This is a genomic window from Candidatus Firestonebacteria bacterium RIFOXYD2_FULL_39_29, from assembly GCA_001778375.1.
Lineage (GTDB): Bacteria > Oederibacteriota > D2-FULL-39-29 > D2-FULL-39-29 > D2-FULL-39-29 > D2-FULL-39-29.
In genome coordinates this window covers 1-16,049 of record MFGV01000069.1, presented here as the reverse complement: position 1 = coordinate 16,049, position 16,049 = coordinate 1, and the positions used below count along the sequence as shown (strand labels likewise).

The window sequence follows — 16,049 nt, the reverse complement described above, 5'->3', positions numbered from 1 at the left end:
AATTAAGGTTTGCTATCAGAGAGGGCGGTCACACCGTAGGTGCAGGCGTCGTTTCTGAGATCTTAGAGTAAAGGACAACAGGATAAAAATGGATAAGCAGAAAATAAGGATAAAAATGAAGTCTTACGATCACAGGCTGCTGGATAAATCAGTAGTTGAAGTTGTGAACGTTGCAAAGAGGACCGGGGCCAGAGTTGTTGGTCCGATACCTCTTCCGACCAAGATCAGCAGATACACGGTTTTAAGATCGCCTCATGTTGACAAAAAGAGCCGTGAACAGTTTGAGATCAGGGTACACAAGAGGCTTCTGGATATATTGGAACCGACACCCAAGACCGTGGATATGCTTTCGAAGCTTGATCTTCCGGCGGGTATAGATGTTGAAATAAAGCTCTGATTAAAAGAGCGTTTTGAAAAATCAAGGAAGGGACTTTTATGATTAAAGGTAAAGGTATTTTAGGTAAGAAATTAGGAATGACTCAGATTTTGCATGAGGGCAAGGCAGAACCTGTAACAGTTGTTCAGGCCGGTCCGTGTGTTGTTACTCAGTTGAAAACTAAAAAAACTGATGGGTATGATGCTATTCAGGTTGGTTTTGTTGATAAGAAAAAGAATATTAATAAACCGAAAGCGGGACATTTTAAAAAAGCAAATACAACTCCAAAACAGTTTGTAAGAGAGTTCAGGGTTGAAGATGCTTCTAAATTTCAGCTTGGGCAGATTATAAGCGCTGATTTGTTTGTTCCCGGTGAGTATGTAAATGTTACCGGTTTAGATAAAGGTCGCGGATTTCAAGGTGTTGTCAAGAGATATGGTTTTAGGGGAGGACCTGGAAGTCATGGTTCGAATTTTCATAGGGCTCCGGGCGGTATTGGCGGAAGAGTCAGAGTTGCAGGACATATTTGGAAGGGTCGAAGAATGCCCGGACACATGGGAGATGAGACAAAAACAGCTCTTAATCTTCGGATAATTCTGGTAGAAAAGGAAGAAAATATTATACTTGTTAGAGGTGCTGTTCCCGGATCTAATGAGTCACTTGTGGTTCTGACAGCATCCAAGAATATTGCAAGGCTTATGAAACGTGATGAAAGAAGAAGGGATGAGGAAAATAAGCGGTTAGCTATGTTAGCTGCAAAAGAAAAAGCTGATAAAGAAAAGAAAAAAGCGCCTGCAAGACCGGCGGGAGGTAAGAAGTAGTGCCAAAGTTAAATGTACTTGATATGTCAGGTAAAGAAGTTGGAGATGTTTCGTTAAAAGATGATTATTTTGGGATTGCTCCAAGAAAAGACCTTATAACAGAAGCTGTGCTGAACGAATTAAATAACGAAAGACGGGGCACTGTTAAAGTTAAAACCAGAGGCGAAGTTTCCGGCGGTGGAAAGAAACCGTGGAATCAAAAGGGAACAGGCAGAGCAAGGCAAGGTTCTACCAGGTCTATTCAGTGGAGGCATGGCGGTGTTGCTCATGGTCCAAAGCAGAGAAAATTTGGTTATACTATGCCGGAAAAAGTTAAGAAGATTGCATATTGTTCGATAATGTCCGAGAAAATAAAAGAAAATGCTTTGGTTATTATCAGTGAAATGAATTATTCTAAACCTAAAACTAAGGATGCTGTTAATACTTTGAAAAATATAAAGGTGTTTGGGCTTAAGACTCTGATAGTGTCAGACAAAAAAGATGATGTTTTAAAGAAATCTATAGCTAATCTTGACGGAACAAAGTTGATATATTTGACCAATATAAACTGTCATGATCTTTTGAATTATGAAAGATTAGTATTTACAAAAGATGCGATTATAAATCTAGAAAAACAGCTGGAGAAGTAAAATGGAGCTAACACACGTAATTAAAAGACCTTTAATAACGGAGAAAGGTGCGGATTTAAAAGAAAAAAATTCCGTTTATGTTTTTGCCGTTGATGTGAATGCGAATAAGATAGAGATTAAAAGAGCAGTTGAAAAACTGTTCAGTGTCACCGTGGAAAGAGTAAATACGGTGATAGTTGCTGGAAAACAAAGACGCCTTGGTCTTCGTAAGGGCCTAAAGCCTGATTGGAAGAAAGCGTATGTTACGCTGAAAAAAGGCACTAAAATCCAGCAGCTAGAAGTTTAAGGAGTAAAAATATGCCAGTTAAAACATACAAACCAACAACTCCTTCTAGAAGGCAGATGACGGTTGATACGTTCGAAGATATCACAGTGTCAAAACCTGAGAAATCGCTTCTTTCAAGGCTTAAGAAGAATGCCGGTCGTAACAGTTATGGCAGAATTACCGTAAGACATCAGGGCGGCGGAACATCCCCGGCGTATCGTATTATTGATTTCAAAAGGAATAAAATAGGTATTCCCGGGTTTGTGTCTACTATCGAGTATGATCCTAATAGAACAGTAAGGATTAGTCTTATTGTTTATAAAGATGGAGAAAAAAGATATATATTAGCTCCCGTTGGATTAAAGGTTGGTGATACTATTATTTCAAGTGAGTCGGCAGATATAAAAATAGGCAATTGCCTTCCTTTGAAAGCGATACCAGTTGGTACAATTGTTCATAATGTTGAGCTGGCAAGAGGAAAAGGTGGTCAGTTTGGACGTTCAGCAGGTACCTCAATTACCCTCATGGCAAAAGAAGGCGGTTATTGCACGCTTAAGATGCCTTCTAATGAAATGCGTATGGTTGATGTGGAATGTTTTGCAACAATTGGTCAAATGGGAAATCTCGACCATGAAAATATTAATATTGGTAAAGCGGGAAGAAACAGATGGAAAGGAATACGCCCGACTGTAAGGGGTATGGCGATGAACCCTTGTGACCATCCTCATGGAGGCGGTGAGGGCAGAAGTAAAGGTAATAATCATCCTGTTTCTTACTCAAATGTTCCTACTAAGGGATATAAGACCAGAAAAAATAAACGAACATCAAAATTTATTGTTAAGAGAAGACGGTAATAGCTTAATATATTAATAAGGAGAAAATGAATGAGCAGGTCAGCAAAAAAAGGCCCTTACGTTGATGAAAAGATTTTAAGGAAAGTAAATAAAATAGAGACGGAAAAAGGCAAAAAAACTATTAAAACTTGGTGCAGAAGATGTTCCATTGCACCCGAAATGGTTGGTTTTACTTTCTTGGTGCATAACGGTAAAAAATTTATTTCTGTTTTTGTTACAGAGCAAATGGTTGGGCATAAACTTGGCGAGTTTTCACCTACAAGGACCTTTAAAGCCCACAGGGCGCCTACAGAAAAAGCGTCGGGTTTAACTTAATAACATAATGTAAGGAGCTAATTAAAATGGAAGCTAGAGCAGAATTTAAGTATTTAAGAATACCTGACAGAAAAATAAGAGTAGTGATGGAGCTGGTAAAAGGCAAAAAGGTAGATGTTGCCATAAATGCATTAAAGTTTACCAATAAAAGAGGTTCTGATATAGTATCAAAGCTTCTAAAGTCTGCTATTGCCAATATCACGGCTAAGCAGGGAGTTGATATTGAAAAGTTGTTTGTAAAGACTGCCTTTGCGAATCAAGGACCTTCTTTTAAAAAGCTACATGCAAGAGCTATGGGCAGAGGCGGAGTAATAAAAAGAAAATTCTGTCATGCTTCTATTATTGTTAGCGATGAATTTAAGGAAAAAGTTAAAACAGGGAAAACAAAAACTGATGCGGTTGTAGACGCAGTAAAAGAAAATGTTAAAGAAGCTAAAGCAAAAATAGCTAAAGAAGAAAAATCAAAGAAATAAGAGATTTTAAGGAGGAGTTTTAATGGGTCAGAAAGTTCACCCCTTTTCTACAAGGATAGGGGTCATACGCGGATGGGAGTCCAGATGGTTCGCAGAGAAAAGTTATGCGGCCAATATTCTTGAAGACTGGAAAATTAGGAATTTTATTAATGAAAAGCTTGAACATGCGGGAATCGCCAGAGTGGAAATAGAGCGTACAGTAGGGAAGGTGCTGGTTATTGTTCATACAGCAAAACCCGGAATTATTATCGGGAAGAAAGGTTCCGAAGTTGATGAACTTAAAAAGAAGATTCAGCAGATGACAAAAAAGGATATCTATATCAGTATTATGGAAGTAAGAAATCCTGCTATAGATGCCAAGATTGTCTCAAAGAGTGTTGCGGTTCAGCTGGAAAAAAGAATATCGCATAAAAGAGCAATGAAAAAAGCAGTTATTGCTGCTTTGGCTGCAGGGGCAAAGGGAATTAAAATAATGTGTTCCGGTCGTCTTGGCGGTAATGATATAGCAAGAAGAGAATGGTATAGAGAAGGACGTGTTCCGCTTCATACGTTTAGAGCAAATATAGATTACGGTGCAACAGAAGCTATGTGTGCATATGGTAAAATAGGTGTTAAAGTCTGGATATTTAAAGGTGAGGTTCTTCCCGGTTCCGGTTTTATAAATATGACGGAGACAAAAGAAGTACGGGATCCGAGAGACAATAGGAAAGACCATAGAAGACATGATAGTCGTCCTGCTGACAGGGCTGCGAAACCGGTAGTTGCGGAGGTTAAAGTGCCTGCGGTTGAACCAAAAACTGAGGAAAAAAAGTAATTTTTAAAGGAGTAAGTTTATGTTGTTTCCAAAAAGAGTGAAATTTAGAAGGTCTATGAGGGGCAGGATGAGAGGTATGGCAATGTCCGGCTCTGAGTTTAACTTCGGTGAGTATGCAATTAAGTCAATAGAGTGCAGCTGGGTAACAGCCCGTCAAATAGAAGCAGCCAGGGTTACTATTGTGCGTTCAATGAAAAAGGGCGGTAAGGTTTGGCTTCGTATATTTCCTGATAAACCTGTATCTAAGAAACCGGCTGAAGTTAGAATGGGTGGAGGTAAACCCGGTCCGGAGTTTTGGGTTGCAGTTGTTAAGCCCGGAAGAATTCTTTTTGAAGTTGCAGGTGTCACTGAAGAAGTCGCAAAGGAAGCTTTAAAAATGGCAGGTTATAAACTTCCTGTATTAACGAAATTCATTAAGAGGGCTGATTAAATATGAAAACTAAAGAAATAAGAGATTTGACTCCGGAAGAAATTACGATAAAGTTAGTAGAAAAAAAGAAGGAATTAATGGAGATAAAAATGAAGCATGCAATGCGCAGCCTGGAGAAAGTGAATCTTATTCCCGAGGTAAGAAAAGACATTGCTAAAATGTTAACCATCTTGAAAGAAAAACAAAAAGGAGCTAAGTAAGTGAAAGTCGGAAAGCAAACCAGAGTAGGTGTCGTCATTGGCGACAAAGCATCTAAAACGGTGCAAGTAAGCATACTTCGTACTAAAAAAGAAAAAATATTGGGTAAAATTATTAAAATTTACTCAAAGTATGCGGCGCATGATCAAAATGAAGAAGCAAAATTGGGAGATGTTGTTGAAATTGAAGAATGCAGTCCGATAAGCAGGACAAAAAAATGGAAGGTCGTAAAAATAATCAAAAAGTCTGCAGTGGAAAATATTGAATTGAAAGATGAGCTTGAAGTGCTTAAGCCGGTAAAAAAAGAGACAGAAGAAAAGGCAGAGGGAGTTTAATATGATTCAGGTACAATCAATGGTTGAAGTAGCCGACAATACCGGTGCGCAGAAGCTGATGTGCATTAAGGTGTTGGGTGGCAGTAGAAAAAGATATGCTTCCCTGGGTGATATTATTGTTGGGGCCGTAAAGGAAGCCATTCCGAATAAACTGGTGAAGAAAAGCGAGGTTGTAAGAGCTGTTATAATTCGGACCAAAAAAGAGGTAAGAAGAAAAGACGGTTCGTATGTGAAATTTGACGAAAATGCGGTTATTCTGATTAATGATCAGCTTAATCCCCGGGGAACCAGAGTGTTTGGGCCCGTGGCCAGAGAATTAAGAGATAAAAACTTTATGAAGATTATCTCTTTGGCATCGGAGGTTGTTTAAATGTCGGCGCTTAAAACAAAATTAAGAAAAGGCGATACAGTAGAGCTGATTAGCGGTGAGGATAAAGGTAAAAAGGGTAGAATTCTCCAAATTACAAAAATAACAAATAAGAGAGGCGATGAAATAACTAAGGTTATTGTTGAAGGTGTTAATTTTATGAAGAAGCACATTAAACCCAGTCAGCAAGCTCCTCAAGGCGGTATCGTTTCGAAAGAGGCTGCTCTTAGTATATCTAAAGTTATGCTTGTTTGCCCAAGATGCAGTAAGCCGACAATGGTTAGGATGAAGTTTTTAAAAGATGGAAAAAAAGCAAGAGCCTGCAAAAAGTGCGGCGAATTGACAGAGGGATAAAGGATTAATATATGATGCCAACATTAAAAGAGCTTTACAGAACAAAGATAGTGCCGGAAATGATGAAACAGTTTAAATACAAGTCTGTTATGCAGGTTCCAAAACTTGTTAAGGTAAGTATGAACGTGGGTATGGGTAAGGCAGCAGATAATGTAAAGCTTATTGATGCCGTGGTTGCCGAACTTGCGGCGATAACCGGGCAACATCCGGTAATTACGAGATCAAAAAAGGATATTTCTAATTTTAAAATAAGGATAGGAAATCCAATTGGTGTCATGGTTACTGTCAGGAATGACAGGATGTATGAATTTTTGGATAGGTATATAAAAATTGCTCTTCCCAGATCGAAGGATTTCAAAGGCGTGTCTGATAAGTCTTTTGATGGCAGGGGTAATTATACTATGGGAATAAAAGAACAGATCATATTTCCTGAAGTAGATGTTGATAAAACTGATCAGATACATGGTATGGACATTACAATTGTAACAACGGCTAAAACTGATGCGGAAGCGAAAGCGCTTCTTGAGTATTTTGGTATGCCGTTTAAGAAGCAGGGGGTTTAAGGTGGCGAAAACGTCTTGGATTGTAAAAAATGAACGTGAACCTAAATATAAAACAAGAAAGTATAATAGATGTAAGATTTGCGGGAGAAGGCGCGGTTATTACAGGAAATTCGGCGTATGCAGAATTTGTTTCAGGAAACTTGCCCAGGAAGGAAAGATACCTGGTGTCAGAAAAGCAAGCTGGTAAGGAGAAAAAAAGATGGCATCAGTAGATACAGTAAGTAATATGTTAACAAAAATAAGAAACGCCAACAAAGCGATGAAGGAACAGACTGATATTCCTTACTCTTGGCTTTCTTATGAAATCCTGAAGATTATCCAGAAGGAAGGTTATGTTAAGAACTTCAAAAGGATTGATGACAGGAAGAAAGGTGTTATTAGAGTATATTTGAAGTATTCAAATAAAGAAAGGGTGATTTCCGGGATTAAATCAGTTTCTACTCCTGGTTTCAGAGTTTACAGAGGTTCAAAAGAATTACCAAAAGTACTTGATGGGTATGGTGTTGCAATTATCTCTACATCAAAAGGTCTTATGACAGACAAAGATGCGAGATTGAATAATGTTGGCGGTGAAGTAATCTGTCAAATATGGTAGGAGGAATTAATGGCTAGGGGCGGAAATAATCCGGTTTTAGTACCGGCAAATGTTAAAGTAGCAATAGCAGATAATGTTGTAAGGGTTGAAGGCCCTAACGGAAAACTTGAAATGAAGCTTCCGTCTAAATTGAAAGTTGAGTTTAAAGACGGGAAAGTTACTGTTATTAAGGAAACAGAAGAAGCTCAGGTTAAGTCAAATCACGGGACAGTAAGAGCAAGGATCGCCGTAATGATTAAAGGTGTTACGGAACAATATACAAAAGTACTTATGATCGAAGGTGTTGGTTTTAAGGCGGCTATTGCAGGTAACAAGCTTTCTATGACTCTTGGCTTTTCTCATCCCGTGGAGAGAATTCTCCCTGCAGGTGTTTCGGGATCTGTAGAGAAAAATACTGTAATCACATTGAAATGTGCGGATAAAGAATTACTCGGTGATTTTGCAGCTCAAATCAGGAAGATCAGAGTGCCTGATCCTTATAAAGCAAAAGGTATTAAGTATGCCGGTGAACATATTAAGAGAAAAGCCGGTAAAACAGCAGGCGGCGCAACCGGTGGAGGAAAGTAATCATGGCGTTTAATAGAGAAGCATTAAGAGTAATGAGACATAAAAGAACCAGAAAAAAAGTTATAGGAACTACAGGTCGTCCAAGAATGTGTATTAAGAGAAGTTTGAAACATACTTATGCTCAGCTTGTTGATGATGTAACAGGAAAAACTTTGCTTACGGTTTCTACACTTTCCAAAGAACTGAAAGGAAAATTAAAAGCCGGAGATAATCAGATTGCTGCAGAGGCAATCGGAGTATTGCTTGCTAAAAAGTGTATTGAAAAAGGAATAAAAGCTATAGTATTTGACAGGAGCGGTTATATTTACCACGGAAAAGTTAAAAAACTGGCTGATGCAGCCAGAAAAGAAGGATTGGTTTTTTAAGGAGGGATATCTTGTCTAGGATTGATTCATCAAAGTATGAATTGAAAGAAAAAGTAATCAGTATTAAAAGAGTCTCCAAAGTAGTAAAGGGCGGAAAGCGAATGTCTTTCAGCTCTATTGTGATAGTTGGAGATCAGAAAGGTCATGTGGGTGTCGGAATAGGCAAAGCAAATGAAGTTCCTGACGCAATCAAGAAGGGAGTTGAAGACGCAAAGAAAAACCTTTTTGAAGTTCCGCTTTCAGGTGCTACAATTCCTCATACGGTACTTGTTCATTTTGGCGCGACAAGATTACTCTTGAAACCGGCTTTCCCGGGGACCGGAGTTATAACGGCCGGAGCGGTACGTGCCGTCGTTGAACTTGCGGGAATAAAAGATATTTTAAGCAAAACTATAGGATCAACAAATCCATATAACCTGACGAAAGCGACAGTTGTAGCGCTTAAGTCTTTAAAAAGAATAGATAGACTTGCAGAACTCCGGGATAAAAAAATTGAAGAATTGTTGGTATAGTGAAAAAGTAGCGGGTAACGAGTGACGGGTTGCGGGTGCTGTATTGAGGTAAAAGTGATAAGAATTGGAATCTTTTAAAAGTAGGGGAGATTTATGATGAAGCTTAATGAGTTGAAACCGAACAAAGGTGCCAGAAAAAAAAGAAAGAGAATTGGGTTTGGAATAGGCAGCGGCCATGGCAAAACCTCTACAAAAGGCAATAAAGGTCAAAATGCCAGAAAACACGGGAATAAGGTAGGATTTGAAGGCGGTCAAATGCCTTTAGTAAGGCGCGCGCCTAAAAGAGGTTTTACTAATATTTTCAAAACAAAATATGCTATTGTAAATGTTTCTGATCTTAATAGATTTGAAAATGGAGAAACGGTAGACATTAAGTCTTTAATAGCAAAGCGATTGATTGATAATGGCTCCAAACTTGTAAAAGTACTCGGAGACGGGGAACTTAAGAAAAAGTTGACCGTAAAAGCGGCGAAAGTAAGTAAAAAAGCGGTGGAAATAATTAAAGCAGCAGGGGGAGAGATAAAGTAGGATGTTTAAAAGCTTCTTTGAAGGTTTAAGAAATATTTTCAAGATACCTGAGCTTAGAGATCGCGTGGTGTTTACTCTTGGGATGCTTATGATTTATAGGCTGGGTTGTCACATCCCTACACCGGGTATTGATGCTGCAGCACTCTCTTCATTTATGAAGGCACAACAGGGCGGCATTCTCGGTTTTCTTGATCTCTTTACGGGCGGGGCCTTTAAAACTTTCTCCATTTGTGCTCTGGGTGTAATGCCCTATATAAGTTCGTCGATTATAATGCAATTACTTACTCCTGTAATTCCTGCTTTGGAAAAACTTTCAAAAGAAGGCGATGCCGGCAGGAAGAAGATTAGTCAATATACGAGATATGGGGCGGTTGTTCTTTGTGCTGTGCAAGCTTGGACCATGACCTTTTTGATGCACAGTATAGGAAGAGGCATTGTAAATAACTGGGGTATAAGTTTTCAGTTAACTACAGTACTTACTCTTACGACAGGTACAATGTTTTTAGTCTGGTTGGGAGAGCGTGTTACGGAAAAAGGCATTGGAAATGGCATGTCATTGATAATTTTTGCAGGTATTGTTGCCAGAATTCCTACTGAAATTATAAATACCTACAGGCTTTGGTTAAACAATGAATTGTCTATAGTTACTATCTTCCTTGTTCTGGCCGGAATGCTTGCAATCGTGGCTTTTGTTGTGATGATTCAAACTGCAGCCAGAAGAATTCCTGTGCAATATGCTCAAAGGGTGGTTGGCCGGAAAGTTTACGGAGGGGCTGCTACATACTTGCCGCTCAAAGTTGATTTTTCAGGTGTTATTGCAATCATTTTTGCATCTTCTGTTTTATCTGTACCATCAATGATTGCAAAACCGTTTGCTGATAACGTGTTTTTCGAAGCAATAGTTAACTGGTTATCCCCGGGTCAATCCGTATATCTGATACTTTATGGAATTCTGGTGATATTCTTTTGTTTTTTCTATACTGCCGTTGTTTTCAATCCGGTGGATGTAGCTGAAAATATAAAGAAATACGGAGGTTTTATTCCCGGAGTTCGTCCCGGTGAACCGACAGCAAAATTTATCGATTACACACTTACAAGGGTTACTTTGGTTGGAGCGCTTTCGATAGCGGCAATAGCAATTATACCTGATATACTTATGAGAACGGTAAATATACCGTTTTATTTTGGCGGAACATCACTACTGATTGTTGTAGGTGTTGCGCTTGATACTATGAAGCAAATAGAATCTCATTTACTCATGAGACACTATGATGGCTTTATGAAAGACAGCAAATTAAAAAGCAGAGCCGGTTTTTAATGAACCTTATTATTCTTGGAGCACCGGGTGCAGGAAAGGGAACACTTTCTGATGCTCTGGTAAAAGAAATTAAAATTCCGAAGATTTCGACGGGAGATATGCTGAGGAAAGAAGTAAAAGATAATACTCCTTTGGGTCTGAAAGCAAAAGAAATAATGGCAAAAGGTGCTTTGGTTTCCGACGAAATAATTAATGAACTGTTGAAAAATAGAGTTAAGATGTCAGACTGTAAAAATGGATTTATGCTTGACGGGTTTCCAAGGACGATTAATCAGGCGAAAGAACTTGATAAAATAATGAAAGAAGTAAATATGGAAATCGATTTAGTGGTTAATCTGGTTATTTCGGAAGAAATCATTGTTAAGCGATTGACAAATCGCAGAGTATGTAAGAAATGCGGTGCAAATTTCAATCTTGTTTCATTGCCTCCAAAAAGGGAGGGCGTTTGTGATCTTGATGCAGGAGAGCTTTACCAGAGAGCCGATGATAATGAGGTTACAATTAGAAACAGGCTTCAGGTTTATGCTAGAGATACGGAGCCCTTGATAGATTATTATGCTCAAAAAAGTTTACTTAAGGATGTTGCAGCTGAAAAAGGTATTTCTGATATGGTAGAAAAGTTCAATAAAATAATTGCTGATAAAAAAAGCAAGTAATGTTGATTCTTAAAACTCAGGCAGAAATAGAGCAGATGAAGATCAGCTCGAAGCTGACAGCCGAGGTTTTGAAGAGACTGGAAAAAGAAATTTATCCGGGGATAACTACCGGAGAGTTGGATAAGATAGCAGAATCTTTGATAAATGAAAAAGGCGGCAAGCCCAGCTTTAAAGGGTATCGTGGTTATCCTGCAAGTATCTGCGCTTCCTTAAACGAGGAAGTAGTGCATGGGATCCCGGGATCCAGAAAAGTTAAAGAAGGCGATTTACTGAAGATTGATATCGGAGTCTTTAAAGAAGGTTTTCACGGGGATGTTACCGAGACCTACGCAGTCGGAAGAGTTTCTTTGGAAGCAAAGAAACTTAAGGATGTCACCGAGAAAGCTCTTTATGCCGGAATAAGTATGGTCAGCTCTGAAAACAGGGTTGGAGATATTTCAAGTATGGTGCAAAAGATTGCTGAAGAAGAAGGTTATACCGTGGTACGTGAATTTACGGGACATGGTATAGGCAGAAATCTTCATGAGGATCCGCAGGTTACGAATTTTGGTAAAGCAGGTACAGGAATAAGGCTTAAAGAAGGGATGGTTTTTTGCATAGAACCCATGGTAAACATGGGAACGGCGGAAGTGGAAATACTTAAAGACCATTGGACCGTGGTTACAAAAGACAGAAAATTATCTGCGCATTATGAGCATACAGTGGCAATTGTAAACGGAAAAGCCGAGATACTTACCCGGTATTAAAAGGAAATATGACAAAAGAAGGAAATATAGAAGTAGAAGGTAAGATAGTTGAATCGCTGCCGAATGCTATGTTTCGGGTGGAATTAGATAAACCGGAAAAAGCGCCTAAAGATCAAAAAGGTCCGGTAGTCTTAGCCCATATTTCCGGAAAGATGAGGATGCATTTTATCCGTTTGCTTCCGGGAGACAGGGTAAAATTAGAGCTTTCGCCTTATGATCTCACAAGAGGCCGAATAACTTATAGGATAGGGTAGAAAAATGAAAGTAAGAGCATCAGTTAAAAAGATTTGTGATAAGTGCATGGTAATAAAAAGAAAGGGTGTTGTTAGAGTAGTTTGCTCTAACCCCAAACATAAACAAAGACAGGGGTAATATTCCAAGGAGGAGTAAATTGGCCAGGATTGCGGGTGTTGATTTAGCGAGAAATAAAAGGATTGAGATAGCTCTCGGATATATTTATGGCGTGGGTAGAGCGACAGCTAATAAGATTTTAAGAGATACCGGAGTTAATCCGGATACTAAAGTCCATGAACTAACTGAAGGTGATATCAAGAAAATAAGGGAGTATCTGCAGACCATCAGAGTAGAGGGCGACCTTCGCAGAGATGTTACGATGAACATTAAACGTCTCATTGATATAGGCTCTTACCGGGGGCTTCGTCACAAAAGAAGCCTTCCTGTCCGTGGTCAGCGTACCAAGACTAACTCGAGAACAAGAAAAGGCCCGAGAAAGACGGTGGGTGTAATGAGAAAAGAAGTAAAAGCAGTGGTTGATAACGCAGCAAAGAAATAAAACTCGCGCTTATCCGCCTGAAAGATTGCCGGACAGTCTGTGCGGGGTTTTGATGATAGGAAGTTTATATTATATGTGTCAAAATTCTTTGGTACGAGCGTCATAAAAAGGATTTGTTCGAACAAAAGAGATTTAGAACGCAATCAAGGAGAATAACTAAATGGATGAAGCAAAGAAAGAAACGAAATCGCAGACTGCAGCACCTGTCGCAGCTCCGGCTTCTGCTCCTGCAAGAGAAATAAAAAAACCTGAAAATAGGCCGATGAAAAAAGGTACTGCCCATATTTTTTCAAGTTTTAATAATACGATTATTTCAATTGCTGATGTTACAGGCAAAGTTGGTGCATGGGCCTCTTCCGGAAGCGTCGGGTTTAAAGGTTCGAGAAAGGGAACTCCGTTTGCGGCGCAGCTTGCGGCTGAGACTGCGGCAAAGAAGGCTTTTGATAAGGGTTTTACCCATGTGGAAGTGCATGTTAAAGGTCCCGGAGCGGGCAGAGAATCGGCTATCAGATCGATTCAAACCGCCGGGTTGAAAATTACTTTAATCAAAGATGTCACGCCTATCCCTCATAACGGGTGCAGGCCAAGAAAGAAAAGAAGAGTATAACCTTAAGGAGGATCTAAGTTGGCTAGGATTACTGGAGCAAAATGCAGGTTGTGCAGAAGAGAAAAAATTAAGCTTTTTTTAAAAGGTGACAGGTGTTATACCGGCAAATGCGCTATTGAGAAAGGCGGTATTATCCCCGGTCAACACGGAAAAAAGATGTCAAAACTCTCCGAGTATGGTATTCGTCTGAGAGAAAAACAGCGTGCGAAGAGAATTTATGGCATGAACGAAGGCCAATTCAGGCGTTTCTATGGTATAGCAGCAAGAAAGAAAGGCGTTACCGGCGAGTATCTTTTAAAGCTTCTTGAAAGCCGTCTTGACTCTGTGGTTTATAGAGCAGGCTTGGCTGCTTCAAGGGACGCGGCAAAAATATTAGTACTTCACGGGCATGTCCAGGTAAACGGTAAGTTTGTGAACATAGCTTCATATGTATTAGAGCCCGGAGATGTTATTAGTATCAGGGAAAAGTCAAAAGGAATGAAAGCAATAAAGATGAGCGTTGACAGGATCAAGGAAAGAGGCGGTATTACTTCCGGTGCCTGGCTTGATGTCGATTTTGACAATCTCAAGGTAACTTTTAAGAAAATGCCTGAAGAAGCCGAGATCGGCTCAATACTTAATAAACAGCTGATCGTCGAATTCTATAACAGATAATTAGGGGGAAAAATTATGAAATGGAAAAGAATGGAGATGCCAAAGAGCATGGAAGTTGATTCCGGCACCCTTACCGGCGTTTATGGGAAATTTGTTGCCGAACCCTTTGAACGGGGGTATGGACAGACTGTAGGTACAGCGTTAAGAAGAGTTTTGCTTTCCTCAATCCAGGCTGCTGCGATTACTTCTATGAAAATAGAAAATGTACTGCACGAGTTCGGTACCATTAAAGGTGTTTCGGAAGATGTTACGCATATCATTTTGAATGTGAAACAAATAAAGATAAACCTTCACGGTAATGCACCAAAAAAATTATCTTTGAGTGTCGAGGGCCAGAAAACGGTAACGGCCGGAGATATTACTCCCGATGCTGAAATTGAAATAGTCAATCCTGATCTGGTTATTGCGACTACCACTTCTGCAAGCGCAAAGCTGAATATAGAGTTTACGGTCGATACAGGGAGAGGCTATGTTGCAAGTGAAGATAATAAAAAAGAAGATGCCCCCATCGGTGTGATTCCGGTGGACTCTATATTTACACCTGTAACCAGGGTAAACTATACGGTTGAGAATACAAGAGTCGGACAGCAGACAGATTACGAAAAGCTTATTCTTGAAATCTGGACAGACGGCAGAATCAAACCGGAAGAAGCTCTGTCTTATTCCTCGAAAATCATGAAAGATCATTTGACGGTGTTTATCGGAAATGAAGAAGAATTGGTAATGGAAGACGAAAGTGCTGTAGATAAGAATAATGCTCAAATGGAAGAGATGTTGAAAAAGAGCGTTGATGAACTTGAACTCTCTGTCCGTTCTGCAAATTGTTTAAAGATAGCAGGGATTAAGACAATTGATGAGTTGGTAAAGAAGAATGAGAATGAAATGCTCAAGTACCGGAACTTTGGCAAGAAGTCCTTAAAAGAGATAAGTGATATTCTTAAGAGCATGGGACTTACTTTTAATATGGACCTGAATTCTCCTGATATTCCCGAGGATTGCGAGCTTCCTGAAGATGTAACCCCGATTTATGTTGAGAAAGAAAAAAAACCAAAGAAGAAGTAGGAGCTAAATTATGAGGCATAGAGTAAACGGTAATAGATTAAGCAGAGTGTATGAGGTAAGAAAGGCGCTGATTAAGAACCTGGAAACTTCGTTATTTAAGTCAGAGAGGATCGTAACAACTCTGGCAAAAGCGAAGGTACTCCGGGGAAGCGCCGAAAAACTCATTACACTGGCAAAAAAAGGCGGACTTTCAAATATACGCCGCATTGAGCAGTCTATCAAAGAAAAGAGCGTGCTCTTTAAGCTCCTAAATGTTATAGCCCCGCGTTTTAAAGACAGGAACGGCGGCTACACCAGGATAATAAAGTATAAAAACAGAAAAGGCGATGATGCGTTGGTAGTAATGATAGAGCTCGTCGTAAGACAGAAAAAAGAAAAAAAGATAAAAAAAGGCGAGAAACCGGAAGAAAAAGGAAAAGAAGCAGAAGCCCAAGCCCCGGCAAAAAAGTAGTTTTAAAAGATACTGATCAAAAGGCGCCTGTAAAAGGGCGCCTTTTTTATTGAAAAGTAATTAGAATAATTGTCTCCTTGGTCTTGATTGTAGGTTACTTCCTATCCAAAAAACAAAGTAGAACTATTCAAATTAGAACTTAATACAATTTTCATGTCTATTCCATAATCAGTGAAATCCCGTAGCTTTGCAATCTGTGGAATCGAATCAGAAATCCCGCAAACCCTTAATATTTTGCAAGTCAACAATGTTATGTGTTCTGCTTCGGATTTCTGGTGCCTATTTCCCACTTGACTACTATCCCACCATGCAGTATAATTAATCAGATGTCCTATAAGAAGTAAATAGGGAAATATGTCAAAGAACAATCGATCTTTGAGAAATTAGGAGCAAACAAAGAC

Annotated in this window: 29 protein-coding genes; all 29 read left to right on the top strand. The window is 39.3% G+C overall.

Annotated features, from left to right (window positions below):
* The first annotated feature begins 88 nt into the window (after positions 1-88).
* The 29 genes from A2536_03785 (at position 89) to A2536_03645 (ending at position 15,648) form a co-directional block, all read left to right on the top strand.
* Positions 89-397, top strand: a complete 309-nt coding sequence (locus tag A2536_03785; GenBank protein ID OGF45337.1) for a 30S ribosomal protein S10 — start codon at positions 89-91, stop codon at positions 395-397.
* Positions 398-435: 38 nt separating this feature from the next.
* Positions 436-1,197, top strand: a complete 762-nt coding sequence (locus A2536_03780; protein ID OGF45336.1) for a 50S ribosomal protein L3 — start codon at positions 436-438, stop codon at positions 1,195-1,197.
* A complete protein-coding gene (locus A2536_03775; GenBank protein ID OGF45335.1) occupies positions 1,197-1,826 on the top strand; it encodes a 50S ribosomal protein L4 in 630 nt (209 codons plus the stop codon). Before A2536_03780 ends, A2536_03775 begins: the two co-directional genes overlap by 1 nt.
* A 1-nt stretch (position 1,827) precedes the next feature.
* Complete coding sequence (locus tag A2536_03770; GenBank protein ID OGF45334.1) at positions 1,828-2,112, top strand: 50S ribosomal protein L23; 285 nt, start codon at positions 1,828-1,830, stop codon at positions 2,110-2,112.
* 11 nt (positions 2,113-2,123) lie between these two features.
* Complete coding sequence (locus A2536_03765; protein OGF45333.1) at positions 2,124-2,945, top strand: 50S ribosomal protein L2; 822 nt, start codon at positions 2,124-2,126, stop codon at positions 2,943-2,945.
* 30 nt (positions 2,946-2,975) lie between these two features.
* Complete coding sequence (locus A2536_03760; GenBank protein OGF45332.1) at positions 2,976-3,260, top strand: 30S ribosomal protein S19; 285 nt, start codon at positions 2,976-2,978, stop codon at positions 3,258-3,260.
* A 26-nt stretch (positions 3,261-3,286) separates the two neighbouring features.
* Complete coding sequence (locus tag A2536_03755; GenBank protein ID OGF45331.1) at positions 3,287-3,733, top strand: 50S ribosomal protein L22; 447 nt, start codon at positions 3,287-3,289, stop codon at positions 3,731-3,733.
* Positions 3,734-3,755: 22 nt separating this feature from the next.
* Positions 3,756-4,547: a 30S ribosomal protein S3 gene (locus A2536_03750; protein OGF45330.1), complete on the top strand. Its 792-nt coding sequence runs from the start codon at positions 3,756-3,758 to the stop codon at positions 4,545-4,547.
* Between the two features lie 19 nt (positions 4,548-4,566).
* Positions 4,567-4,977: a 50S ribosomal protein L16 gene (locus tag A2536_03745; protein OGF45329.1), complete on the top strand. Its 411-nt coding sequence runs from the start codon at positions 4,567-4,569 to the stop codon at positions 4,975-4,977.
* A gap of 2 nt (positions 4,978-4,979) precedes the next feature.
* The gene (locus tag A2536_03740) at positions 4,980-5,177 is read left to right on the top strand and encodes a 50S ribosomal protein L29 (protein OGF45328.1); all 198 of its coding nucleotides are present in this window, start codon (positions 4,980-4,982) and stop codon (positions 5,175-5,177) included.
* Positions 5,178-5,510 carry a 30S ribosomal protein S17 gene (locus A2536_03735; GenBank protein OGF45327.1) on the top strand — a complete coding sequence of 111 codons (333 nt, stop codon included), beginning with the start codon at positions 5,178-5,180 and terminating at the stop codon, positions 5,508-5,510.
* Position 5,511: 1 nt separating this feature from the next.
* Positions 5,512-5,880, top strand: a complete 369-nt coding sequence (locus tag A2536_03730) for a 50S ribosomal protein L14 (protein ID OGF45326.1) — start codon at positions 5,512-5,514, stop codon at positions 5,878-5,880.
* Positions 5,881-6,231 carry a 50S ribosomal protein L24 gene (locus tag A2536_03725; GenBank protein ID OGF45325.1) on the top strand — a complete coding sequence of 117 codons (351 nt, stop codon included), beginning with the start codon at positions 5,881-5,883 and terminating at the stop codon, positions 6,229-6,231. It abuts the gene before it with no gap.
* Positions 6,232-6,245: 14 nt separating this feature from the next.
* Positions 6,246-6,794, top strand: coding sequence for a 50S ribosomal protein L5 (locus A2536_03720; protein ID OGF45340.1), 549 nt, complete (start codon positions 6,246-6,248; stop codon positions 6,792-6,794).
* A gap of 29 nt (positions 6,795-6,823) precedes the next feature.
* The gene (locus A2536_03715) at positions 6,824-7,006 is read left to right on the top strand and encodes a hypothetical protein (GenBank protein ID OGF45324.1); all 183 of its coding nucleotides are present in this window, start codon (positions 6,824-6,826) and stop codon (positions 7,004-7,006) included.
* Positions 6,994-7,389 carry a 30S ribosomal protein S8 gene (locus tag A2536_03710; GenBank protein OGF45323.1) on the top strand — a complete coding sequence of 132 codons (396 nt, stop codon included), beginning with the start codon at positions 6,994-6,996 and terminating at the stop codon, positions 7,387-7,389. The genes A2536_03715 and A2536_03710 overlap by 13 nt, the downstream gene beginning before the upstream one ends.
* Before the next feature lie 9 nt (positions 7,390-7,398).
* The gene (locus A2536_03705; GenBank protein ID OGF45322.1) at positions 7,399-7,956 is read left to right on the top strand and encodes a 50S ribosomal protein L6; all 558 of its coding nucleotides are present in this window, start codon (positions 7,399-7,401) and stop codon (positions 7,954-7,956) included.
* A 2-nt stretch (positions 7,957-7,958) separates the two neighbouring features.
* Positions 7,959-8,321, top strand: coding sequence for a 50S ribosomal protein L18 (locus A2536_03700; protein OGF45321.1), 363 nt, complete (start codon positions 7,959-7,961; stop codon positions 8,319-8,321).
* An 11-nt stretch (positions 8,322-8,332) separates the two neighbouring features.
* Positions 8,333-8,833: a 30S ribosomal protein S5 gene (locus A2536_03695; GenBank protein ID OGF45320.1), complete on the top strand. Its 501-nt coding sequence runs from the start codon at positions 8,333-8,335 to the stop codon at positions 8,831-8,833.
* Positions 8,834-8,929: 96 nt separating this feature from the next.
* Entirely contained in the window at positions 8,930-9,361 is a 432-nt protein-coding gene (locus tag A2536_03690) for a 50S ribosomal protein L15 (protein ID OGF45339.1), read from the top strand.
* Position 9,362: 1 nt separating this feature from the next.
* Complete coding sequence (locus A2536_03685; protein OGF45319.1) at positions 9,363-10,679, top strand: preprotein translocase subunit SecY; 1,317 nt, start codon at positions 9,363-9,365, stop codon at positions 10,677-10,679.
* Positions 10,679-11,335 carry an adenylate kinase gene (locus tag A2536_03680; GenBank protein OGF45318.1) on the top strand — a complete coding sequence of 219 codons (657 nt, stop codon included), beginning with the start codon at positions 10,679-10,681 and terminating at the stop codon, positions 11,333-11,335. The genes A2536_03685 and A2536_03680 overlap by 1 nt, the downstream gene beginning before the upstream one ends.
* Positions 11,335-12,081 (top strand): type I methionyl aminopeptidase, encoded by a 747-nt coding sequence (locus A2536_03675; GenBank protein OGF45317.1) that lies wholly within the window; start codon positions 11,335-11,337, stop codon positions 12,079-12,081. The genes A2536_03680 and A2536_03675 overlap by 1 nt, the downstream gene beginning before the upstream one ends.
* Before the next feature lie 8 nt (positions 12,082-12,089).
* Positions 12,090-12,335, top strand: coding sequence for a translation initiation factor IF-1 (locus A2536_03670; protein OGF45316.1), 246 nt, complete (start codon positions 12,090-12,092; stop codon positions 12,333-12,335).
* Between the two features lie 137 nt (positions 12,336-12,472).
* A complete protein-coding gene (locus A2536_03665) occupies positions 12,473-12,874 on the top strand; it encodes a 30S ribosomal protein S13 (GenBank protein ID OGF45315.1) in 402 nt (133 codons plus the stop codon).
* Between the two features lie 262 nt (positions 12,875-13,136).
* Positions 13,137-13,481 carry a 30S ribosomal protein S11 gene (locus A2536_03660; GenBank protein ID OGF45338.1) on the top strand — a complete coding sequence of 115 codons (345 nt, stop codon included), beginning with the start codon at positions 13,137-13,139 and terminating at the stop codon, positions 13,479-13,481.
* A gap of 18 nt (positions 13,482-13,499) precedes the next feature.
* On the top strand, positions 13,500-14,135 hold the full coding sequence (locus A2536_03655) for a 30S ribosomal protein S4 (protein ID OGF45314.1): 636 nt from the start codon (positions 13,500-13,502) through the stop codon (positions 14,133-14,135).
* Positions 14,136-14,150: 15 nt separating this feature from the next.
* On the top strand, positions 14,151-15,197 hold the full coding sequence (locus A2536_03650) for a DNA-directed RNA polymerase subunit alpha (GenBank protein OGF45313.1): 1,047 nt from the start codon (positions 14,151-14,153) through the stop codon (positions 15,195-15,197).
* 10 nt (positions 15,198-15,207) lie between these two features.
* Positions 15,208-15,648 (top strand): 50S ribosomal protein L17, encoded by a 441-nt coding sequence (locus A2536_03645; protein ID OGF45312.1) that lies wholly within the window; start codon positions 15,208-15,210, stop codon positions 15,646-15,648.
* Positions 15,649-16,049: the final 401 nt, after the last annotated feature.